The sequence below is a fragment of the Ramlibacter sp. genome (assembly GCF_050250995.1).
GTDB lineage: Bacteria > Pseudomonadota > Gammaproteobacteria > Burkholderiales > Burkholderiaceae_C > Ramlibacter.
The window spans coordinates 1-19,814 of sequence record NZ_JBFWNP010000010.1; the positions used below are offsets into that span (position 1 = coordinate 1).

Genomic DNA, 19,814 nt, shown 5'->3' on the forward strand with positions numbered 1-19,814 from the left:
CGGTTGAGAGAGCCAAACGTCCACCTGGGACTGGCCCGCTCCGGAGAGCGTGGTCAACGCAGGCAGCGCCTGGTCCGCCTCGGTGAGGAAAGGATGCGTCGCGCCACAAAGCGCTTCCCACCTGCCTATCTTTCGTTTGATCATGGCCGCCTCCTCTCCACCTTTTCTCGCGCCATGAACCCTGACGCAAGTGGGACATCGATCGGCGGCTGCGCGCGCCCTCAGAGTCGCGCGGGCCGAGTCGGAGAAGACGTGGCGGCGCGGCAGGCGAAGCCCAGCGCCACGCTTTCGGATCTGGCGGCGAATTCGGGCTTGCTTCGGAGCTCGGCGACCGCCTCGTCGAATGCCATCTCGAAGAGGCGCCAGGCGCCTCGCGCGCCCGCCTCGGACACCCCGAAGTGGACCCAGCCGCAGCCGCCGACCAGGTCGCCCTCTCCCGGCGAGCTGAGGAACACGAAGCACTCGCCGCTGATGCGCGCCGCGGTCGACGTCCGCTGCCATATGAGCTGCACCTTGAAGTGCAGGTTGCACGCCACGCCGTCGACCGCATGATCGAAGTTGCGAACGGTGGCGGCCCAATCGTCGCGCCGCTTTGACGAGGCGATGGCCTGCTCGAACATCTTGCTGACCGCTGCTTCGCGCGTCATGGCCGGCTCCTCGGCTTGGCCCTGACGAACACGTCCTCCCGCGGTCCAGGCCGTGGATCCGACGCCAGCTCGATCGCGGTGGCCGCGTGCAAGGCTAAGTCACCACCCGCCGCAAGATGGCCCGCGATCTCCGCCTCCGCGGCGTCGTCGAGCTCGGACGCGTCGGAGTCTGGCAGCGCCTCGTCCTCCGGCGCGTCCGCGCGGCTGTGGACGACGATCGCCTCGCCTGACGGTTGCGCCGCCTCCTCCGGCTCGCCAGCGTGTTCGCGCGCGGCCTCCTCGAGGGTCGCCAGCCGCTCGGCATGCGTGGCGGCGTCGGCCGCCGCGGCGTCCGGGCCGCTGTCGAACGCATCCGCCAGCGTCCAAGCCGCGGGCGCGTGCCCTTCCCTCTCCTCTCGAAGTTCGAAATGCGGCCACACGAGTTCGAACGCGTCGCCGCCCGTGAAGAGAATCAGCTTCACGCCCTTGCCGTCGTGGGTAAGCCCCAGCCGGCTCGCGAGCTCGGAGGGCTTGTAGAGGGCGATCTCGTCGCGGTTGAACGAAAGAGTGCTCGACCGGTTGGAGCTCCCGCCCGTCCCCTGATAGGAGGACGAGAGGTTCGCGCGCTCCACCTCGCGCGTGCCGAACGTCTTGCAGAGCGCCTCGGCGGTGTCGCCCTGCATCATCTGGCCCACCAGCAGCGTCCCGCACATGGCCACCATGGCCTTCACCATCTGCGCGCCGTGGATCTCTTCGAGCTGCGCCAGGTCTTGCGTGGCCACCACGCACCTGACGCCCCGGGAACGCCCCACCTCGAAGAGCGCGCGCACGGGCACCTTGCCAAGCTGCGCGAACTCGTCGGCGATGAACCAAATCTTGCGCTTCGGGTCGTCGCGCATCTCGACGCTGTTGACCATCGCCGAGACGATGCCGACGATTCCTTCGACATAGCTCTTTGTGAGCTCGCCATACGCGCCATGCCCTTGAAGGATGATCTGCGGATGCTTTGACTTGCCGGTGGTCCACTCGACGAAGCTCACGCGCCGATGAGCCGGAGCGTCGCCCCAGGCGCGCGCGAGGTCGAAGATCGAGGAGCAAAAGCTCGATAAGTTGATCAGGATGCCGGCGGTGGTGACCGACGCCTTCTCCACCGCGCGCAGCGCCTCGGGATGGTGGCGCTCCATGATGGGCCGAAGCTGTCCCTGAGGGAGCGCCACCAGCTCCGCCAGCTCGCGCCAGCCCCAGTCGCTGCCGCGCGTGGCCCTCAGGTGGATCATCAGCCCCACCAGGAGCTGGCGCGACGCGTTCGACCACATCGGGTCCTGGCTCTCGCGGATCATCGCGGCGGCGAAGCGGCGCATGTCCAGCGTGTTGCGCATGTCCCGCGCGAGATCCCACACCAGGCTCCTGGCGTCCCACGGAGCCACGATCGCGGGCGCGGCCCAGCCGATCGTGAACTCGCTTTTGGGGTCGAACAGCATCATCTGCTCGCCCGAGGCGACGACCTTGTCGATCAGCGGCTTCATAGCGGTGCTCTTGCCGGAGCCCACGCCTCCCACGACCAGCACATGCCGCGTCCAGAGATCGGCCGGATACGGAACACCCGGAGCGATCTCGTGGTCTGGCCGGCGCTTCGCGCGCGCGGCCAGGCGGCGCCTGAGCTCCGCCACAGCGGCGGCGCCTTCGAAGCGTCGCGACCCGCGTAGGTGGATCAATCCGTCGCGGGGGCGCAGCAGCGAACTGGCTAAGACAATGCCGGGAACGCAGGCCGCCAGCAGCGCCACGGCCAAGCGCCACGCGATGGCGAGCTTCTCAGCGTCCAAGCACTCGCCCCAGAACTTGGCGTAGGCCTGAGCCTCCTTGGGGAACCACCCGGACACGACCACGCGCGCCGCGAGCTTGGCCCAGTGCTCGGCGTGGATGGCGAGCGCCCCAGGCGGGGCCGGAAGTCCGGGAATCGGGCGCCACAGGAGCATCAACGCCAGGCCGCCCGCGACCAAACCTCCCGCAAGGCTCAGGACCACCCAGCTGAGGGGGTCGACGCGCCGCGTGGACGGTGGGCCCGGCGGAGCCTGCCCCCAGTCGTAAATCGTTTGTTCGCTCATGCGTCACCCCCTCACAGGTGGGCCGGTGAAAAGCGCCTTTAGGACGCGGCCTCCGACGGCTGGCGCGCGCGCGGCCGCCCGTCAGCGCCCGCGTCCAAAGCCACTCGGTCCTCGGCCAATGCCTGTGATGGGCGGACTCCGCCCGGGAGACCACCAAACAATGGGGAGCGCGATGGCGCACGCAAACTCAGCCCAAGTGATCGCCGCGTGGAGCGGCATGAGCGAGAACGACCTTCTGATCCTGCGCAGGATGGCCAAGAGCCTGCTCGACGGCACCAACTACTCCGAGCCCATGGACTTGATGCACGAGGCGCTCATTCGAACCCTCGACGGGCGTCGCAACTGGGCTCAGGGCGTGCCCTTCTCGGTGTTCCTGGGCAACGCCATGCGCAGCATCGCGTCGGCCGAGAGGTCCCACCGCGGCCGAGTGCGGGTGGACTTCGACGACTTCGTCGCGGAGATGGACGCGGTCGAATGCGCTCCGAGCGCGGAGCACGAGGCGATCGCGTTGCAACAAGTGGCGATGACGCAGAAAGTGGTCGACGCGTTGCGCCAGAAGCTCGCGGGCGACGAGGCGGCGCAAAAGGTCCTAAGCGGCATCGCGGCGGGGCTCTCTCCGGCGGAGATTCGCGAGGCGCTGAACATGGACCAGCATGCCTACGAGGCGGCCAGAAAGCGGATCTCGCGGCGCTTGAAGCTCGCGCAGATGCACTGAGACGAATGAGGACCAAGGAGGAGGAGAGATGGCAAGCGACAAGAAGAACGCGGCGGGCTCAGGACGGTGGAACGACCCGCTCTGGGATGAGATCAGCAAAATGACGGAGGAGGAGCTGCGCCAAGAGCTGATCGACGAGGGAATCGATCCGGACCACGAGATCGCGGCCATGCGCCGCCTCGGACGGGTCATGGCGGCGCGGTTCGCCGATCAGATCGAGCGAGAGGCGCGGATGCTGCCGGAGGTGATCAAGCCATTGCCGTTGTTCGCAGAGGCGGTGGCCGCGGGTCACCCGGCTTGGGCCGACGGCAATGGGCCGCGGCGCCAGGCCTCGCTTCTGGACGTGCTCGGGGGCGCGACGCCGGAGGACACGATATGGGCCCGCGTGAGCGGCTGGTCGATGCGCGACGAGGGCATCAACGACGGCGACCTGATCTTGGTGAACGTGAAGACGCGCGCCAAAGACGGCGACATCGTGCTCGCGCACCTAGCTGGCCAAGGCCAGGTCGTGAAGCGACTGCGGATCGAGGGCGGCAAGGCGAGCCTGATGTCCGCGCATCCCGACTACGCTCCGATTCCCGTCGACGACCCTGCAACGCTCACGATCCATGGAGTGGTGGTGGGGCGAGCCGGAACCCTTTGACGCGCAAGACGAAATAGCGAAGAGCGCAAGGCGTCGTTTCGCGCCGAAGCGCGGCGGAGCTTCGCCTTTTTTAGCGCGCCCGCTTCGCGATCTATTGACAAGCCTTCGCAGGCTTGAGAGTTGTAGTGGCCTGATTAACGAACAGCAATCGAAGCCATGAGCAATCCCAGCCACCTCCCGAAGGCCCCAGCCGCGCCCTACGCCGTCGGCTGGTCCGACGATCTGGACGAGGAAGCTATTGAGCCTCCTTGGGCGGACGCGGGCGCCGCATGTCCTGAGATAAGCTCGAAGCCCGAGGCCGTCGACGCGCGCGGCCCGATCCCGGCTGGCGTCGCGCCCCTCGCCGCGCCTTGCCCAGCCGCTCCGACCCCGGCCGCGAGCGCGGTCGCGGCCACGCCGCCAGCCGCTCCCCCGCAGAGTTCCCAGCCGGCCGGGGTTCCGCCAAGCCTCGCGCGGACAAGCGAGAGGGCGAGCGACGCCGCGGAGCCCATCCCTCTCCCAGTCGCGGACAAGCTGGATCGATTTCCCGCGCTCGCCAGCCGCGGCGGGCTGTTCCGAGTGGGGATCGATGGAGGCCAGGTGTTCAAGGCCGTGGAGCTCGCGTGCTTGGAGAAGGAGCGACAGCTCGTCTACACCGGCCCCAAGCTCACGATGGACGACAAGCGCGTGTGGGAGGTCGTCCTGGCCACGGCGAAGCAGCGCGGCGCGGGCGTGGAGATCAGGCTTTCCGCGCGAGGCGTGGCGGCGGCGCTGAAACGATCCACGGGAGGCAAGGAGACCAATCGCATCGTGGCGAGCCTCAAGCGCCTCGCGCAGGCCGAGATCATCTATGAGCTGCCTGGCGGCGCGCGCGGATCGGCCCGCCTGTTGAAGTCCTTGCGAAAAGCGCCGGGTTGTTGGATGGCGACCCTCGACCCGGACCTGCTGACGGCGCTCCGCGAGGACAAGCAGTTTCGAATCGACGTGGCGAGGCGCGAGTCGCTGAGTTCGCGCCTCGCCAAGTGGCTCCACGACTTCTTGTCGACCCACGCGCCGGCATCGAAGTGGGACTTCGAGCTCGGTCGTCTCGCGGAGCTCTGCGGCGCCGATCCGCACGACACCCACTTCCCCGCCAACCTCGACGACGCCCTGACCGAATTGATGCGGAGCTGCCCTTCCGTGCTGGCGAGCCACCAGCTCGGGCGGATCGGCAGGGAGTGGGCGTTCTGGACCGTTTCGATGCGCAAGGGGGACGAGAAGGCCGAGTTCACTTGGCCTGCGGAGGAGGAGCGCAAGGCGCAGGCCAAGCGCGACGCCGCGGCTGCCAGGAAGCAGGCCCGCGAAGGGCGCAGGCAAGAGCGCGCGACGGCCAAGAAGCAAGCCCGGGGCGTCGGCGGAGTCGTGCTCTAGGCTAAGTTGTTGTGCTCCGACTTTTCGCCTGCTTGCGCAGGCCGTCGGCAAGCATAACCTGTTGCAAGCGCGTCCCCTCTTGTCCTCACGGACTGGATTTCTCCTCTGGGAGCACGCGCGCGACATCGCGCGCGAATGGCCGACGCGGCGTCGCGCGGCGGCCTGCCGCGACAGCGGCCCACCGGGTCTCGAATCAGGTCGCGGGGCGGGCGGGCCGGCCCGTCCCCGCGGGGCCCGCGCGGCGCAGCCGCGCATCTTCTTTTTCTTGTCTTGAATCTATAAGAAGGTCGCGTTCGAGGACAAAAGGGAACGCGCTTGAGGACAAGAGGACACGCGCTTTTCGCCCCATGAAGAGAAAAGGGGACGCGGTTGAGGAGAAAAGGGGACGCGGTTGAGGACAAGAGGGCACGCGCGCCGGCGCCTCAGTCGCGCTTTGGAACGCGCTTCGGCGAGCGATCAGACTCGCCCGGAAACGCCAGGCGCGCATTGATCTCCATCTTGGCAAGAACAAGCCGGCGTGGAGCGCGGGCTTTCGCTCGCTGGCGCTAGCAAAGTGGTGGCTATCACAATCGAAAGGCTGACCACGCCCAGGACGGCCAGCGCGGCGCCTGTGGCCTCCGGATTCAGATCATCGAGCTTCCGCGCCAGGTCTGCGATTGCGCCCAAGGAGGCCTCCGTTCAAGAGGGCGAGACCGCGTCGTCGCCCTTGGTGGACGTTCTCTCGCTCGAGGGGGTCGGTGTCAATCGATCACGGCATCACCGTTGACCTCTGCGGGGCGCGCTAGCGACGCCTTGCCGCTTCTCCAAGCGCGCGCGGCATGCTGCCGATCGGGCAGGAGCGCTCAGCCTTCGCCGCCAAGCGCGAATGGAGCGAAGAAGCTGCCGTGCAGGCGGTCGTCCCAAGCGGCGGCCCGCTTCGCGGCTCCGGGCTCCGAGACGAACGCGCGCCGCGCGGCTTCGATCAGGCCCTTGGGGATGTCGCGACGCTGCAAGTGGTGGCGCACGCTCGATGGTCCGCCGAACCTGGCGAAGTGGACCAAAGAGGCAGCGGTGGGTTCCAGCTGGCCGTCGTCTCGCAAGAAGCACCACAGCGCGGCGGCCGCGCGCGCGGCGGCGATCGCGTCGGCCCGCTCGGCCGCATCGACCGATCGAATGTTCAAGTGATCCTCGAAGGCTGACGCGATATCTCCCGCCGAGGCGGTTGCGAAGTCAGTGTTCATCGTTGCTGCTCCCTCGCCTCATCGAAGCAAAGAGAGCGGCTCGAGTCAACGCGTCAAGGCGCGGGCGGGTCCAGGTCGAGCGCCGGATCGCCCGGCGGCACGCTCGCCGCGCCACCCTTCGAGTAAGTCTCGTCGCAGATGTGGTGGCAAATTTCCGACAGGAGCCACGCGCGCAGCTTGTTCGGGTGCTCCGCCTGAGCTTGAGAAGGGGTCGTCCCGTGAATATCCGCGAAGATCTCCCATAGCTGCGCGGTCGAGCGGCCACCGAGCGCTTGCTTGCAGCGATTCACGCAATCCGCGATCGAGGCGGCGTCTTTGTCCATCGCGCGATGCTAGCAGCGCGGCCGTCCGGCTTGACTCCATGCTCTGGACCCGAGGCGTGGGTCGAGGTGCTCACGCCAGCTCAGCGACGCTTCGAGACAGCGACTCCGCGCTGACGCATCACTTCCTGGAAGGCGGCTTCCGCGTCAGCGTGCTTGAAAACTTGGGCATGCTCTTGCGAGAGCTTGGGCGGCGGGGCCGGGGGGAACCGTCGCGCGCTGGCGCGCTCTCCCACCATCCACGCGACCAGGTCGTCGAGCAGGAACAGGGGTTTGCGGTTGGCGAGCCGGTGGGGAATCACGAAGCGGCCCCCCTTGGCCTGCTCGTAGACCGTCGTGAGACCGATCCCCAGGATGCGGGCGACGATCGCGGCGCCGACGTATTCGCCCGAGATGCCGTAGCGCGCGGCGAGACGGCGGCGCGTCTCGTCGTGGAGGTCGATGGTCGCGTGGGAATCAGGCAGCTCCATGCCCTTATGGGCTGACCGTGAAGGCCGGCGCGACGCTCGCGGTCCGCCATTTGTGGCGCTTTCGGCGCGTTCGGCGCGCCGTCCGTCAGGTTGCTGCAGACTGCAGCAGCGGGATTTTCGGGGCTTGCGCGCATTGCGCCTGATGCGGAGTCAAGGACGGTGCGCGCGGCAAAGTCGCTCGGGGCAATGGGTTGATTCGGTCCTGGGTGTCAATAGTTCGGAGCGAAAGGCCCGCGCTTGGGATGACGCCGGGATGCGGGCTCAGCCCCGGGTCGAGCGCCTGGCCGCGACCGCCTCGTTAGCCAGCTGGTCAGCCAGCTCGTTGCCGGCGTGCCCCGCGTGCCCTTTGACCCATTTCCACTCGACGGAGCGGTCTTTGCAGAGGGCGTCGAGGGCCACCCAGAGCTCCTTGTTCTTGACCGCCTCGCCGGTCGAGGACTTCCAGCCCCGGCGCTTCCATCCGCCGATCCATTCGGTCATCCCTTTGACGACGTATTGGCTGTCGGTCAATAGCTGGACACGGGCTCCGACTGGCGTGTTCCCAAGGGCGCAAATCGCTCCTGAGAGCTCTCATCTCTTTAAGTGAGTCCAAAACGTTTGTCGGCCTCTTCTTCCTCTGAAACCGACCCCCGCGCTAAGCCTGTTTTGGGCCCTGCTGCAGTTTCTGCTGCAGTTTTGGGATGGACGGTCGACCGAAAGTCGCCTGTCCGCGTCGGAGAAGCGCGCGCGCCGAGCCCATACATGAGCGCCGCATTAGGGAGAAGAGGAAATGGCGATCACAGTCAGGAAGGACAGGGAGGGCAAGCCGCGCGCGTTCCAGGCGACAGTGCGCGTGCCAGGGGAGAAGTCGGCGTCGAGGACCTTCTCGACGCTCGAAGCCGCGCTCGAGTTCGAGCGCGCCACGATGTCGGGGATCAAAGCGGCGAAGAACGGCGGGAAAGGGAAGCGCAAGTCCGCGGGGCTCACGGAGAACCCGGCCAAGCTCGCGTCGTTCGTCTCCGAGCGCATCGTCGACATCGTGGACAGCTACTACGCGGCGAACCCGGAGGACAAGCACATCGCGAGCAAGCGCCACGCGATCAAGCGGCACGTGGGGCAGGAGACGCGCGTCTGCGACCTCACGCGGAAGTGGACCCGCGCGTTCGTGGCGCGCATGAAAAGGACGAAGGCGCAAGGGCGCGAAACTTTTCTCAAGGAAAGCAGCATCAACCACTACATGCGGATGTTCGCGCGCGTGTGCAAATGGCGCGCCGACGAGCTCGAGGTCGAGTGCCCCGACCTTGGCCTCACCCACAAGTTCTTTTCGAAGTCGTGGAACGATGGGCGCACGCGCCGGGTGCGCCCTGACGAGGAGTTCAGGATTCGCGAGGCGCTCTCGCGAATCGGCGCCAAGGAATTCCGTGTGAACGCCCCGGGCATCTATGGCGAGCCCAAGCCGCAGGCCAAGCACTACGTGGCGGCGTTCGACTTCGCCCTCGAAACCTGCGCGAGGCAGTCGGAGATCGTCAACCTGCGCTGGTCCGAGATCGAGCTCGACTCGCGCGAATGGCAGTTGCCCGGCAACAGGACGAAGCAGGGCCGTTCGCGGACGATCTACCTGACCCAAAGGGCGGATCAGATCCTGCGCGAGCTATGGAAGGAGCGTCCCCAGGGCACCGATCGCGTCTTCCATCTGCTGCCCACCCCGGCCACCTTCTCGAAGACGTTCGCCGACGCGGTGAAGAGGGCGGGGGTGACGGGGCTTGTGTTCCACGACACGCGCCACGAATCGATCACTCGGATGCTCAACACGGGGGCGATGCTGCCCGGAGCGGTGCTGCAGATGGCGGGGCACGCCTCCTTGCAGATGACGATGCGCTACTTCAACCCGCAAGCCGACGAAGTGCTGCGCCGCATGGACGCGGTCCACGCGCGCAGGGAAGCCGCCGAGATCGAGCAGCACATTTTCGCGGGGTCCGGCGCTGTCGGCGCTCCTCTGCGCGCGACGGCGCCCGCGCGCCTCTGAACAACAAGAACAAGGGAGAAAGAAAATGGGAATCCAAGTCAGAAGGACTTTCGACGGAGCGCCGCGCGCCTACCAGGTCCAAGTCAAATGCGGTGAGCGCATGGTCATCAAATCGTTCCGGACGATGCCCGAGGCCGAGACGTTCTTGAGACTGGCCAAGGAAGCGCAGGCTCGCGAGAAGCTGCGCGCCAGAGACGAGGCCTATAAAGCGGCCCTGAAAGATCCCGCCACCGCGCCGCTGAGGGCGCTGACTGTTCGGGAGGTGCTCGACTGGCACGCGGCAGTCGTTGGGACCCAAGCGGCCCGAGACGCCGCCCACTTGGCAAAGAAGCGCGCCGGCGGCGCCCGCGTCTTCGAGCTCAGCGCGGATTGGTGCCGGGACTTCTGCGAGCGCCTCCTGCGGCCTCAGGATGGCGGACGCAAGGGCGGGACGCTGGGGCGCGAGTCCATCGCAGCCAGCCTGAGCCTGATCAAGACGGCCTGCGCGAGGAAAGCGGACGCTTTGGGCATTCCCCGCATGCAGCTCGGATTGGGCCACGAGCATCTGCCAAAGTCGGACAAGTGCTTCAAGATCAGGGAGCGCAGGCTGCGCGGGGGCGAAGAGGCTCTTGTCCGCTCCGCGCTGGCTGACTGCGCCGACTCCGCCGAGGCGCCACCCCAGACCGCCGCGCGGCACTGCCAGCTTGTCGTCGACTTCGCGATCGAGACCTGCGCGAGCCGCAACGAAGCCCTGCGACTGTCTTGGTCGGAAATCGACGAAGCCGCAGGCGTTTGGCGCTTGCCAGCTACCAGGTCGAAGTCTGGCAACGCTCGAGAAGTCGCGCTGTCGAAGAAGGCGCTAGCGACATTGAAAGAGCTCGGAGAGGACCGCGCCGTGGACAACGCGCTGGTCTTCCACAGGCTCCCCTCGATGCATTCCTTCGAAAAGCGCTGGCGCGAGGCGATGAAGAACGCCGGAATCGAAGACTTGCGGTTCGGCGACTTGCGCCATGAAGGGCTAATGCGGCGCTTGGAGGGCTCTCACATGGGTGTAGCCGACATCGCGCGAGAGCTCGGCCGCAGCCGCAAGACGGCCCGCCGATATTCGATGGTCCGGGAGGCGGAGCAGTCGGAGGCGCATGAGCGCGCGCGGGCTTTCGTGGAGACCTACGCCCAGCTGCGCGATTCGTTCAGGGCGACCAAGCCGGGCAGCCCTGCGCGCGCGCGCATCGTCGCGCACATGGAAGCACTGCTCGAGAAGCGGGAACTCGAAGGGGCGCTGTCCGCGGCCGACGCGGCCGCGGCGCGCGCCGCGTTTCCGAAGCTTCCGCCGCGCCGGCTGTGATCTGACTTTCGGAGGGCGCGTTCGGCGCGCCGCGCCCTCCTCTTTGATGGCGCGCCGTCTCAGAGCGCGCACATGCTGTCCATCGCCAAGATCAACGCGGCTTCGAACCAGTCAGCCTCCGGTGGCAAGGGCTACCTGCACTATCTGGGGGAGCCGTCGCGTCGACAGCGGACCGACTTCGACGACTACGCCAGGCGGGAAGGCGCCGAGGGGCCGCCGCCCTTCTGGGCGTGCAGGGGAGCGGCACTCCTGGGTCTCGACGACATCGCCGAGGCAGAGCACGTCGAGCGGTTGGCGCGCGGATTCCACCCCGTCACGGGCGAGTCCTTGGTGAAGGGAGCGGGCGACAGGCACGTCATGGGTCTGGACATGACGTTCTCCGCCCCCAAGGACTTCTCCGCCGTCTTTGCCGGAGCCGACCAGGCGACCCGCGATGGGCTCCTCGAAGCCCTACGGCTGGCGGCCAAGACCGCTCTGGACTACGCGGAGGACGCCGCCCTCACCCGGCATGGACACGCGGGACGCGTCAAGCAGAAGGCGGAAGCGGCGGTGGCGGCCTGCTATACGCACTTCGCTAGCCGCGCCTTGGACCCCCAGCTCCACGTTCACGCGTTCATGTTCAACGTCGGCAAGCGCGAGGGCGTCGAGGAGTGGTCGGCCTTAGAGCACCGGCCGCAGTTCGAACGCAAGATGGCCACGGGCATCCTGTTTCGGGTGGAGCTCGCCCACAGGCTGCGCGCCATGGGCTTCGACATCGAGGCCTCGGGCCCCTATTTCGCGATCCGTGGAATCACCGAGGAGCAGCGCGAGGCGCTCTCCACCCGAAGCAAGCAGATTGCCGAGCACATGCAGCGCGCGGGCTTCGACGCTGGAGGCGACGCGGCGGGCCGCGAGATCGCGGCCCTAAACAGCCGCGCGGTTAAGAGCGAGCCGCCCCTGCGCGAGCTCTTGGAGCTCTTCGAGTTCCAGGCGGCTCAGCTTGGCATCACGCCGGCTTCCGTGTTGAGCATGCGAGCGGGAGAGGTCGCGGCTCCGGAGCCCGTAGAGATCGACCGCGCGGCGATCCTTGCTGAGCTCATGGAGTCGCAGTCTTGCGCCACGAGCCAAGAGGCCCTGTGCCTGATCTGCGAGAAGGCGATGGGTCGTCTATCCGCCGCCGAGTGCTTGGCGGAGCTGGGTCGCTTCCTGGCGTTCGACCAAGTGGTCCACCTCGGACGCTCGGAGCTCCTCACCCAAGTGTTCACGTCCAAAGCGACCTTGGAGCTGGAAACCGCGATCAGCCGGAGGGTGGCGCAAGGCGCGGCGGACCGCGCCCACCGACTCGCTCCGAGTGCGATCGAAGCCAAGTTCGCGGCCTTGGAGCGCGAGCTCTCCGCAAAGCTGGGCGTCCCCGTGTCCTTGGCGCAGCAGCGCGACGCCGCCCTGCACGTGGGCTCGCGCACCGGGCGGCACGCCTTTGTCGAGGGTTGGGCCGGCACCGGGAAGACAACCATGTTGCGAGCTCTCGGCCAGGCCTACAAAGAGTCGGGCTTTGCGGTTCTCGGTTGCTGCCAGTCGGCGGCAGCCTCGCAGAACCTAGCGCGCGAGACCGGCATCCCGTCGCGCACCATCGCAAGCCTGCTGCTGTCGCTTCGCGAGGGGCGCGCGAAGCTCACCGCCAAATCGGTTGTCGTGCTCGACGAGGCCGGCATGGTGGGTTCAAGCGAGTTCGCGGCCTTGCAGGAGGAGGCGGCCAAGACCGGCGCGAAGCTCGTGTGCGTGGGGGACCCCAAGCAGCTCCAACCCATCGGCGCCGGCGGCATCTTCGCTTCTCTCATGCGCGAGCACGGCAAAGCGGAGATCTCCGCGATCCAGCGGCAACGCACTGACTTCGCGCCGCTGCTAGCGTGGCTCGAAAGCCGCGCGACGAAGCGCGATGGAGGGCTGACGATGGCGCAGGCGCAGGCGCTGCGCCTGGTGCCCGAGGAGGCGCGCATGCAGGCGATGGAGGCGGTGTGCGCCAAGGACGCGAAGCTCGCCAAGGCGTTCGCCAGATGGCGCTCGCGCTTCGACCACCAATGGATGCGCGAGGTCGTGGAGCAGTTCGCCAAGGGAGAAGCGAAGGACGCATTACGGTCACTCGACGCCCGGGGACGCTTGCAGTTCGCCTCGGGATTGGAGCCTGCGATGGAGGCGCTGGTGGACGCCTGGGAGCGCGACCGCACCGCCCTGCCCTCAAAGGCCATCGTCGCCGGCACCCGCGGCGAGGTGGCGCGGCTCAACGAACTCGCCAGGTCTCGCCTGGTGGCGGCCGGGATCGTCCAAGACGGCCTCGGCGCGGAGATCGAGATCGTCGATCGAGACGAGAACCGCGAGACCAAGAGCTTCGCGCCGGGAGACCGCGTCGTCTTCACTCAGAACGAGCGGCCGCTCGGTGTCGTGAACGGAGCCGTCGGCACGGTCAAGCGAATCGCCCGCGAAGGCTTCGAATTGCTGCTCTCGGTGGAGCTTGACGACGAAAACGAGCGCGGGGAGCGCGAGGTCCAGATCCCCGCGAGCTTCGGCCGCTTCGACCTCGCCTACTGCCTCACGAACCATAAAGCCCTAGGCCGCACCTTCGACGCCGCCTACATCCTGGCCAACCCTGCGATGACGGATCGGCAATGGACCTACGTGGCCGCGAGTCGGTCCCGCTTCGCCACCACGATGTTCGTCAACGCCTTGGCGCTGGGCTTGGTCGATCCCGAGTCGCACCAGGCGAGCGGACCGAAGAAGCGTCGCGCCGACGCGATCGAGGCTCTTGCCAGGCGAATGACCCGATCGAGGGCCAAGGGGACGACTCTCGATCACGCGCCAGAGACGCCGGGCGAACAGGCAAGGCACGCGAAAGCGGTATCCGCGATGAGAGCTTTATTCGACCGCTTCACGCGCCGCGCGAACAAAGAGCCGGAGATGACCAGATGAAGGAGAGGATGGTGGAACACGACGAGCAAGCCCCTGGCTGGACGCGCCACGAACTGAATCTGCGGCTGACGAAGCGTCGACTGGCGCAGTTGCGCGCCATCGCGGGAAGGCTCCCGGGCGCGCCCACGCCGACCGACGCTCTCGACTACGCCATCGCGCGAGCTCTCGAAGAAGCCGAGGCGACGGCGTCCGGGCTAGAAGCGGTGGAGCAAGGCTTAGCCGAGCTTGCGCAACGCACCGACGCGCGCCTAGAGGCCCTGGAAAACGCCGCGCGAGAGTCGGCGCGCTCCTCGGCCGCGCTCTACTCGTTGATCTCGGAGGCCGTGGCGGTTGGCGATGAGGGCTGAGCGTTCGCAGGAACGAGTTCCGGCAAACAGTCGGCGAAGGCGACTTGAAGCCGGTTCATAGCGCGCATCGACGGCTGGGAGCCGGCCAGGATCGCCAGGAAGGCGCCCGTGGCCACGAATAGGCCGTTGATGTTCCGAACAATCTCCGCGAGGAGTTGCTCCGGGTAGCCTTCAACGTGTCGTTGAAGGGGATGCAGCCCCGCGTGAACGAAAGAATGCAAGCCCTTGAGCATCGCCTGCTTGTAGCCCAGCATCATTTGATGGACGCCGTGCGGAGCCTTTCCCTCCAGCGCAGCCACCATCTCGGCGGCCATCGGCAGGCCGCCGGCTCTCCTCTCCGCCTTCTTCGAAAGCTTCGCGGTCGCCGCCGCGACCTCCTTGTCGGTCGCTGCATAGAGAAGCCACATGGCCCGGCATAGCGCTTCGAACTGCATCCGCGCGACACCTATCGCTGTCGTGAACATGCCCTCAGCGACCAGCAGTCGGAAGGCCCTGGCGTGCTCCACGGCCATCAAAGTCGCGGTCAGCGAGGCGTCGTGCCGCGGCGACGACATGGCGGGGACGTAAGGATCTGGCAGCTCGCCCCAAACGGCCGCGTCCAGTTCTCCGGACCGCCCCAGGAGCCTCTGGATTTCGTTCACGCTCATGGGGGCAGCATAGCCGCCCCTCTTCACGGCGCAGGCGCGCCACGCCGCGCCTACGCCACCGCCAGGTGCGTCGGGTGTATGTGAATTCGAAACAGGGGAATTCGGCGCCGATGTTCGTCGCATGCCTGCCGAGAACGACAGCCTCCCCAAGCTTGGCAACCTTTCCCCCTCGTGGGGGGCGCTCACAACCCCCTTCGCCGCTCCTGCGCCGGCCATGGGTCGATGACTTGGCCCGCCAGGCTCGCGTCGGCAGCGCCAGTCGGGGAACCGCCCGTAGGCACATCACGCATGGCGCACGCGGCCGAACGCGGGACGTCCAACGCAACGGCAAAGGAATCTCCGTCGCGGCAGCAGCTGCTTGATTGAGGCTTGCGCTCGGAGGCTGACGCGCTAAGCTACTCTGTAGTTGAATACGGAGAGGCCCATGGAGCGAAACAAGGACAGCCTCACCATCGGCGAGCTCGCCGCGCAGGCCGGCGTCGGCGTCGAGACCATTAGGTTCTATCAACGCAAAGCGCTGATCGCCGAGCCCCCGCGGCGCGCGGGAGCCATTCGCCGCTACGGAGCGGCCGACGTCGAGCGCCTACGCTTCGTGAAGTCTGCGCAGAGCTTGGGATTCAGCTTGGACGAGGTGGCGGAGCTCTTGCGGCTCGAGGACGGCGCGCATTGCAAAGAGGCCAGCTCGCTGGCGGAGGTCAAGCTGGCGGACATTCGCAGGAAGCTCGCCGAGCTCTCGCGGATGGAGTCGGTCCTCTCCGGGCTGGTCGACGCGTGCCACGTGCGCCGGGGGAAGGTCTCGTGCCCCCTTATCGCATCCTTCCACGCGCCCGACATCGAAGGCCGCCGCTGACCCAGCCCCGGCTGCAGCCGCGCGGCCGAGCTGATGTCAGTCGTTAGTGCGCTTGCGCGGAAGGGCCTTGACTCCGTAGTCGACTACGGCCTTAGGCTAGCGCCATGAACATCGAAACTCCACCTTCCGAAGACGCTCCCCGGCTGAGCGCTGCCGCGCTCGGCGCTGCCGCCGGCGCGGCGCTTCTCGCCTCCCTCTGCTGCGTCGCGCCGCTCGCCTTGGTCTTGGTCGGGGTCTCAGGCGCATGGATCGCGCAGCTCGCCGCCTTCCAGCCCTACCAGCCCTACTTCCTCGCGGCGGCCGCTGTCGCGTTGTTCGTCGCTTGGCGAAAAATTTGGCGCGCCCCTGCCTGCGACGACGGCCGCGCCTGCGCGGCGCCGAAGGCCAAGCGCGCCCAAAAAGTCGCGTTCCTAGCCATAGCCGGCCTGCTCGCCGTCGTGCTCGGCTTCCCGTTCGCGGCCCCCCTGTTTTATTAAGGAGACCCTATGAAAACCGCATTCCTGATCCTCGCGCTGCTCGCCGGCCAAGCGCTCGCCGCCCCGCAAACCGCCACCCTCTCCGTGCCGACGATGAGCTGCGCGTCGTGCCCAGTGACCATCAAGGCCGCGCTGTCCAAAGTTCCCGGGGTCGCCACCGTCAAGAGCGATTTCGCCAAGCGCCAGACGACAGTCGTCTTCGACGACGCGAAGACGAGCCTCGCCGCTTTGTCGAAGGCTACCGCCGACGCCGGCTTTCCTTCGACTCCCGTCGGGGCGGCCAAGTGACGGCAGAGCCCCAGCTCGCCTCGACCATCACGTGCCCCCAGTGCGGACACTCGAAGGCCGAGACGATGCCGACCGACGCCTGCCAGTGGTTCTACGACTGCGAAGGATGCCGCGCGGTGCTGAGGCCCAAGCCCGGCGACTGCTGCGTCTACTGCTCCTACGGAACCGTCCCTTGCCCTCCGGTGCAGGCGACGGGGGCCAAAGGCTGCTGCGGCTGATCCGCCGCGGAGCCAACCATGGGCGACCCCTACGACCTCCTGGTGATCGGCGCGGGAACGGCGGCGATGGTGGCCTCCATGCGCGCGCGCGCGGCTGGCTGGCGCGTCGCCGTCGTCGACTCGCGCCCGCTCGGCGGCACCTGCGCTCTGCGCGGCTGCGACCCCAAGAAGATGTTGATCGGAGGCGCGTCGGCGGTCGACCACGCCCGTCGCATGGCCGGCAAGGGCGTGGCTGGCGACGCGCGCGTGGACTGGCGCGAGCTCATGGCCTTCAAGCGCTCCTTCACCGATCCCGTGCCCGGGAAGAACGAGGCGCGCTACGCGGACAAGGGCATCGACGCTTTCCGCGGCCACGCGCGCTTCACCGGCCCCGGCTCCGTCGAGGTCGAAGGCGTTGGCCTGCTGCGCTCGAAACGTTTCCTCATCGCGTCGGGCGCCGAGCCCGTGAGGCTCGGCATTCCGGGGGAGGAGCACCTGGTCGACAACGAGGGCTTCCTGGCCATGGACAGCATGCCCAAGCGGATCCTCATGGTGGGCGGAGGCTACGTGGCGGCCGAGTTCTCCCACATTGCAGCCGTCGCGGGGTCGGAGGTGACCATCCTCCAGCATGGGGACCGCATGCTCAAAGGGTTCGACCCCGACCTGGTTGGCTGGCTCATGCCCGCGTTCGAAGATCTCGGCATCGCAGTTCGGACGTCGACTTCTGTGGAGGGAATCGAGAAGACGGCCGACGGATTTCGCGTGAGGGCGTCCAGCGGCGGGGAGCGGCTGGAGTTCGACGTCGACCTGGTCGCGCACGCCGCGGGGCGCGCGCCGCGCTTCGGCGACATGAACGTCCAGGCGGCGGGCATCGAAGTCGAGAATGGGAAGCTTAGGCTCAATGAGTTCCTCCAAAGCGTGTCGAACCCGGCCGTCTACGCCGCCGGAGACGCTGCTCAGTCGGGGCCGCCGCTGACGCCCGTGTCCAGCCACGACGCCAAGGTCGCCGCGGACAACCTGCTTCGAGGCAACCACCGGCGGCCCGACTACCGCGGCGTGCCCAGCGTGGCCTTCACGATGCCGCCGATCGCGTCGGTGGGCTTGGGCGAGGCGCAGGCTCTACGCGACGGCTTGAAGTTCCGGATGAAGAGCGAGCTCGTCCCCAACTGGTTCACCGCGCGCCAAGCCGCCGAGAAGGTCTACGGCTTCAAGGTGCTGGTGGACGAGTCCACCGACCTGATCCTGGGAGCCCACCTCGTAGGCCCGCGCGTGGACGAGGCCATCAATCTCTTCGCGCTGGCCATCCGGCACGGGCTGACCGCGGAGGATTTGAAGTCGACGATGTTCGCCTACCCGACCGTCGCCTCCGACATCGGATACATGCTCTGACGAGCTTGGCGCGCGCTTCGAGTCGCCTCAGATCGAGCGTTGGTTGACGCGCTTCGAGAGGGCCTCGGCGTCCTCCTTGCGCTCGCTATACCGGTTCACCAGCCACTCCGACTGGCCGCGCGTGAGAACCGTGAACTTCACCAGCTCTTCCATCACGTCCACGATCCGGTCGTAGTAGGCCGAGGGCTTCATGCGCCCGGCCTCGTCGAACTCGCCAAACGCCTTGGCCACCGAGGATTGGTTCGGTATCGTGATCATCCGCATCCAGCGCCCCAGCACCCGCATTTGGTTCACCGCGTTGAAGGACTGCGAGCCGCCCGAGACCTGCATCAGCGCCAGCGTCTTGCCCTGAGTCGGACGCACCGCGCCCACCGACAGCGGGATCCAGTCGATTTGCGCCTTCATGATCCCGGTCATGGCGCCGTGGCGCTCCGGGGAACTCCACACCATGCCCTCGCACCAGGCGGCGAGCTCGCGCAGCTCCTGGACCTTGGGGTGCGTCTCCGGAGCGTCGTCCGGCAACGGCAGTCCGCGGGGGTCGAACGCGCGGGTCTCCGCGCCCATGGAGCGCAGGATCCGGGCAGCCTCCTCGGCTGCCAGCCGGCTGTATGAGCGGTCCCGTGCGGAGCCGTGCAGCAGGAGGATCCTGGGCGGGTGGGAAGGGCCTTCGGAATGGGGCCGCAGGCCCGCCGCCGGGTCCTTGAAGCAAGCCGGATCCAAGTTGGGGAGGTCGGCCGTGGCGAAGGGTTCGGGTCGTTGTTGGGTCATGGCTTGCATTCTTTCAATGTTTCAATTATCGTCGGATTATGAAAGCAACGCAGACGCTCGAAGTCAAGGACGCCTTGATTGAATCCGACGCCGTCAAAGCGCTCGGCGCGCTTGCCCAGGCCCACCGCCTGCGCGTGTTCCGCGCGCTGGTCGTCGCGGGCCCGGAGGGGATGACGCCAGGCGCGCTTGGAGCGGCGTTGGACGTGGCCCCCAGCGCGCTGTCCTTCCACTTGAAGGAGCTCTCGATCGCGGGGCTGCTCGACGCTGAGCAACGGGGACGCAACATCGTCTACCGCGCGCGCTTCGAGCGGATGAACGCCCTGCTCGCCTACCTCACCGAACACTGCTGCCAAGGGCAGGAGTGCGCAGCCTCCGCGGCGCCCTGCTGCGACACCGACTGACTCACCCCAAGGAGAGCGCCATGAAGAGATTCCACGTCCACATGCACGTCGACGACCTGGCGAAGAACATCGCCTTCTACTCCGCCATGTTCGGGCAGGAGCCCGCGCGGACCGAGGGCGACTACGCCAAGTGGATGCTGCAGGATCCGCCGGTGAACTTCGCGATCTCCACGCGCGGCGACAAGCCGGGCGTCGACCACCTGGGCATCCAGGTCGAGTCGGCCGACGAGCTCGCAGCCATGAAGGCGAACGCCACGAAGGCGGACATGGCGTTGATGGACGAGGGCGAGACGACCTGCTGCTACGCGCGCAGCGACAAATACTGGGTGACCGACCCGCAGGGCGTCGCTTGGGAGCAGTTCCAGACGCTTGACTCGATCCCGGTGTTCAGCCAAAAGGCCGCGCCCGCGCCCAACGCCGAAGCTTCCGCCTGCTGCGCTCCCAAGGGCAAGCCGCTGGGCATCCCGGTGAAGGCCGCCAGCTCCTGCTGCTGACGCCATGCGCGCCTCTCGCAACCAGGCCGGCTGCTGCCGCCAAAAGGCCGGCCCTCCCGCGACGCGCGGCATTTGGTCCGCCCTCGCCAGCGTCGCAGTGGCCGCGCTCGCCGTCATGGCGCTGCTCGCCGCGCGCATGGCGCCGTTTCTCCCCCTTAAATCGGAGACTGACGCGGGGGCCGGTCGCTCCGGCGCCG

General features: G+C 67.5%; 21 protein-coding genes and 1 pseudogene. 14 read left to right on the plus strand and 8 right to left on the minus strand.

What is annotated here, in order from left to right:
- Positions 1–221: 221 nt before the first annotated feature.
- Positions 222–647, minus strand: coding sequence for a hypothetical protein (locus tag AB7E83_RS09505; protein ID WP_428568285.1), 426 nt, complete (start codon positions 645–647; stop codon positions 222–224).
- Positions 644–2,731 (minus strand): type IV secretion system DNA-binding domain-containing protein, encoded by a 2,088-nt coding sequence (locus AB7E83_RS09510; protein WP_428568288.1) that lies wholly within the window; start codon positions 2,729–2,731, stop codon positions 644–646. The genes AB7E83_RS09505 and AB7E83_RS09510 overlap by 4 nt, the downstream gene beginning before the upstream one ends.
- 172 nt (positions 2,732–2,903) lie before the next feature.
- On the opposite strand from AB7E83_RS09510, the gene AB7E83_RS09515 reads away from it, so the two are divergent.
- The 3 genes from AB7E83_RS09515 (at position 2,904) to AB7E83_RS09525 (ending at position 5,478) form a co-directional block, all read left to right on the plus strand.
- The gene (locus AB7E83_RS09515; protein ID WP_428568291.1) at positions 2,904–3,446 is read left to right on the plus strand and encodes a hypothetical protein; all 543 of its coding nucleotides are present in this window, start codon (positions 2,904–2,906) and stop codon (positions 3,444–3,446) included.
- A gap of 28 nt (positions 3,447–3,474) precedes the next feature.
- Positions 3,475–4,089, plus strand: coding sequence for a LexA family protein (locus tag AB7E83_RS09520; RefSeq protein WP_428568293.1), 615 nt, complete (start codon positions 3,475–3,477; stop codon positions 4,087–4,089).
- A 156-nt stretch (positions 4,090–4,245) separates the two neighbouring features.
- Positions 4,246–5,478: a hypothetical protein gene (locus AB7E83_RS09525; RefSeq protein ID WP_428568296.1), complete on the plus strand. Its 1,233-nt coding sequence runs from the start codon at positions 4,246–4,248 to the stop codon at positions 5,476–5,478.
- An 842-nt stretch (positions 5,479–6,320) separates the two neighbouring features.
- Here the strand turns inward: AB7E83_RS09525 and AB7E83_RS09530 are convergent.
- The 4 genes and pseudogenes from AB7E83_RS09530 to AB7E83_RS09545 all read right to left on the minus strand — a co-directional run.
- On the minus strand, positions 6,321–6,698 hold the full coding sequence (locus tag AB7E83_RS09530) for a hypothetical protein (protein ID WP_428568298.1): 378 nt from the start codon (positions 6,696–6,698) through the stop codon (positions 6,321–6,323).
- Between the two features lie 53 nt (positions 6,699–6,751).
- Entirely contained in the window at positions 6,752–7,021 is a 270-nt protein-coding gene (locus AB7E83_RS09535; protein WP_428568300.1) for a hypothetical protein, read from the minus strand.
- 80 nt (positions 7,022–7,101) lie between these two features.
- Entirely contained in the window at positions 7,102–7,488 is a 387-nt protein-coding gene (locus AB7E83_RS09540; RefSeq protein ID WP_428568303.1) for a helix-turn-helix transcriptional regulator, read from the minus strand.
- Positions 7,489–7,749: 261 nt separating this feature from the next.
- Positions 7,750–8,046: pseudogene (locus AB7E83_RS09545) on the minus strand (ribonuclease H family protein); the annotation flags it as partial.
- 211 nt (positions 8,047–8,257) lie between these two features.
- Here AB7E83_RS09545 and AB7E83_RS09550 point away from each other — a divergent pair.
- The 4 genes from AB7E83_RS09550 (at position 8,258) to AB7E83_RS09565 (ending at position 14,107) form a co-directional block, all read left to right on the plus strand.
- The gene (locus AB7E83_RS09550) at positions 8,258–9,493 is read left to right on the plus strand and encodes a site-specific integrase (RefSeq protein ID WP_428568306.1); all 1,236 of its coding nucleotides are present in this window, start codon (positions 8,258–8,260) and stop codon (positions 9,491–9,493) included.
- A gap of 25 nt (positions 9,494–9,518) precedes the next feature.
- Positions 9,519–10,817: a tyrosine-type recombinase/integrase gene (locus AB7E83_RS09555; protein WP_428568309.1), complete on the plus strand. Its 1,299-nt coding sequence runs from the start codon at positions 9,519–9,521 to the stop codon at positions 10,815–10,817.
- 72 nt (positions 10,818–10,889) lie between these two features.
- Positions 10,890–13,760: a MobF family relaxase gene (mobF, locus tag AB7E83_RS09560; protein ID WP_428568311.1), complete on the plus strand. Its 2,871-nt coding sequence runs from the start codon at positions 10,890–10,892 to the stop codon at positions 13,758–13,760.
- 11 nt (positions 13,761–13,771) lie between these two features.
- Positions 13,772–14,107 carry a hypothetical protein gene (locus AB7E83_RS09565; protein ID WP_428568314.1) on the plus strand — a complete coding sequence of 112 codons (336 nt, stop codon included), beginning with the start codon at positions 13,772–13,774 and terminating at the stop codon, positions 14,105–14,107.
- Here AB7E83_RS09565 and AB7E83_RS09570 read toward each other — a convergent pair.
- Complete coding sequence (locus AB7E83_RS09570) at positions 14,062–14,754, minus strand: DUF6988 family protein (RefSeq protein ID WP_428568317.1); 693 nt, start codon at positions 14,752–14,754, stop codon at positions 14,062–14,064. The genes AB7E83_RS09565 and AB7E83_RS09570 overlap by 46 nt on opposite strands.
- Positions 14,755–15,178: 424 nt before the next feature.
- Here AB7E83_RS09570 and merR point away from each other — a divergent pair, with 424 nt between their 5' ends.
- The 5 genes from merR to AB7E83_RS09595 all read left to right on the plus strand — a co-directional run bounded on the left by merR (position 15,179) and on the right by AB7E83_RS09595 (position 17,954).
- Positions 15,179–15,604, plus strand: a complete 426-nt coding sequence (merR, locus tag AB7E83_RS09575) for an Hg(II)-responsive transcriptional regulator (protein WP_428568319.1) — start codon at positions 15,179–15,181, stop codon at positions 15,602–15,604.
- Between the two features lie 104 nt (positions 15,605–15,708).
- Positions 15,709–16,080, plus strand: coding sequence for a mercuric transporter MerT family protein (locus AB7E83_RS09580; RefSeq protein ID WP_428568322.1), 372 nt, complete (start codon positions 15,709–15,711; stop codon positions 16,078–16,080).
- Positions 16,081–16,089: 9 nt separating this feature from the next.
- Positions 16,090–16,368 carry a mercury resistance system periplasmic binding protein MerP gene (merP, locus tag AB7E83_RS09585; RefSeq protein ID WP_428568324.1) on the plus strand — a complete coding sequence of 93 codons (279 nt, stop codon included), beginning with the start codon at positions 16,090–16,092 and terminating at the stop codon, positions 16,366–16,368.
- Positions 16,365–16,586: a GDCCVxC domain-containing (seleno)protein gene (locus tag AB7E83_RS09590; protein WP_428568327.1), complete on the plus strand. Its 222-nt coding sequence runs from the start codon at positions 16,365–16,367 to the stop codon at positions 16,584–16,586. The genes merP and AB7E83_RS09590 overlap by 4 nt, the downstream gene beginning before the upstream one ends.
- A gap of 18 nt (positions 16,587–16,604) precedes the next feature.
- Positions 16,605–17,954, plus strand: coding sequence for a dihydrolipoyl dehydrogenase family protein (locus AB7E83_RS09595; protein WP_428568329.1), 1,350 nt, complete (start codon positions 16,605–16,607; stop codon positions 17,952–17,954).
- 27 nt (positions 17,955–17,981) lie between these two features.
- Here the strand turns inward: AB7E83_RS09595 and arsH are convergent, their stop codons facing one another.
- Positions 17,982–18,722, minus strand: coding sequence for an arsenical resistance protein ArsH (arsH, locus tag AB7E83_RS09600; protein ID WP_428568332.1), 741 nt, complete (start codon positions 18,720–18,722; stop codon positions 17,982–17,984).
- Positions 18,723–18,760: 38 nt separating this feature from the next.
- On the opposite strand from arsH, the gene AB7E83_RS09605 reads away from it, so the two are divergent.
- Positions 18,761–19,123, plus strand: a complete 363-nt coding sequence (locus AB7E83_RS09605; protein ID WP_428568335.1) for an ArsR/SmtB family transcription factor — start codon at positions 18,761–18,763, stop codon at positions 19,121–19,123.
- Positions 19,124–19,143: 20 nt separating this feature from the next.
- A complete protein-coding gene (locus AB7E83_RS09610; protein ID WP_428568338.1) occupies positions 19,144–19,617 on the plus strand; it encodes an ArsI/CadI family heavy metal resistance metalloenzyme in 474 nt (157 codons plus the stop codon).
- Positions 19,618–19,814: the final 197 nt, after the last annotated feature.

What these genes read in the sequence shown, in the direction of transcription:
- AB7E83_RS09505 (WP_428568285.1), bottom strand. Translation starts at nt 647, where the DNA reads ATGACGCGCGAAGCAGCGGTCAGCAAGATGTTCGAGCAGGCCATCGCC.
- AB7E83_RS09530 (WP_428568298.1), bottom strand. Translation starts at nt 6,698, where the DNA reads ATGAACACTGACTTCGCAACCGCCTCGGCGGGAGATATCGCGTCAGCC.
- AB7E83_RS09555 (WP_428568309.1), top strand. Translation starts at nt 9,519, where the DNA reads ATGGGAATCCAAGTCAGAAGGACTTTCGACGGAGCGCCGCGCGCCTAC.
- AB7E83_RS09605 (WP_428568335.1), top strand. Translation starts at nt 18,761, where the DNA reads ATGAAAGCAACGCAGACGCTCGAAGTCAAGGACGCCTTGATTGAATCC.
- AB7E83_RS09520 (WP_428568293.1), top strand. Translation starts at nt 3,475, where the DNA reads ATGGCAAGCGACAAGAAGAACGCGGCGGGCTCAGGACGGTGGAACGAC.
- AB7E83_RS09535 (WP_428568300.1), bottom strand. Translation starts at nt 7,021, where the DNA reads ATGGACAAAGACGCCGCCTCGATCGCGGATTGCGTGAATCGCTGCAAG.
- AB7E83_RS09610 (WP_428568338.1), top strand. Translation starts at nt 19,144, where the DNA reads ATGAAGAGATTCCACGTCCACATGCACGTCGACGACCTGGCGAAGAAC.
- merR (WP_428568319.1), top strand. Translation starts at nt 15,179, where the DNA reads ATGGAGCGAAACAAGGACAGCCTCACCATCGGCGAGCTCGCCGCGCAG.
- arsH (WP_428568332.1), bottom strand. Translation starts at nt 18,722, where the DNA reads ATGACCCAACAACGACCCGAACCCTTCGCCACGGCCGACCTCCCCAAC.
- AB7E83_RS09515 (WP_428568291.1), top strand. Translation starts at nt 2,904, where the DNA reads ATGGCGCACGCAAACTCAGCCCAAGTGATCGCCGCGTGGAGCGGCATG.
- AB7E83_RS09580 (WP_428568322.1), top strand. Translation starts at nt 15,709, where the DNA reads ATGAACATCGAAACTCCACCTTCCGAAGACGCTCCCCGGCTGAGCGCT.
- merP (WP_428568324.1), top strand. Translation starts at nt 16,090, where the DNA reads ATGAAAACCGCATTCCTGATCCTCGCGCTGCTCGCCGGCCAAGCGCTC.
- mobF (WP_428568311.1), top strand. Translation starts at nt 10,890, where the DNA reads ATGCTGTCCATCGCCAAGATCAACGCGGCTTCGAACCAGTCAGCCTCC.
- AB7E83_RS09525 (WP_428568296.1), top strand. Translation starts at nt 4,246, where the DNA reads ATGAGCAATCCCAGCCACCTCCCGAAGGCCCCAGCCGCGCCCTACGCC.
- AB7E83_RS09540 (WP_428568303.1), bottom strand. Translation starts at nt 7,488, where the DNA reads ATGGAGCTGCCTGATTCCCACGCGACCATCGACCTCCACGACGAGACG.
- AB7E83_RS09570 (WP_428568317.1), bottom strand. Translation starts at nt 14,754, where the DNA reads ATGAGCGTGAACGAAATCCAGAGGCTCCTGGGGCGGTCCGGAGAACTG.
- AB7E83_RS09595 (WP_428568329.1), top strand. Translation starts at nt 16,605, where the DNA reads ATGGGCGACCCCTACGACCTCCTGGTGATCGGCGCGGGAACGGCGGCG.
- AB7E83_RS09510 (WP_428568288.1), bottom strand. Translation starts at nt 2,731, where the DNA reads ATGAGCGAACAAACGATTTACGACTGGGGGCAGGCTCCGCCGGGCCCA.
- AB7E83_RS09550 (WP_428568306.1), top strand. Translation starts at nt 8,258, where the DNA reads ATGGCGATCACAGTCAGGAAGGACAGGGAGGGCAAGCCGCGCGCGTTC.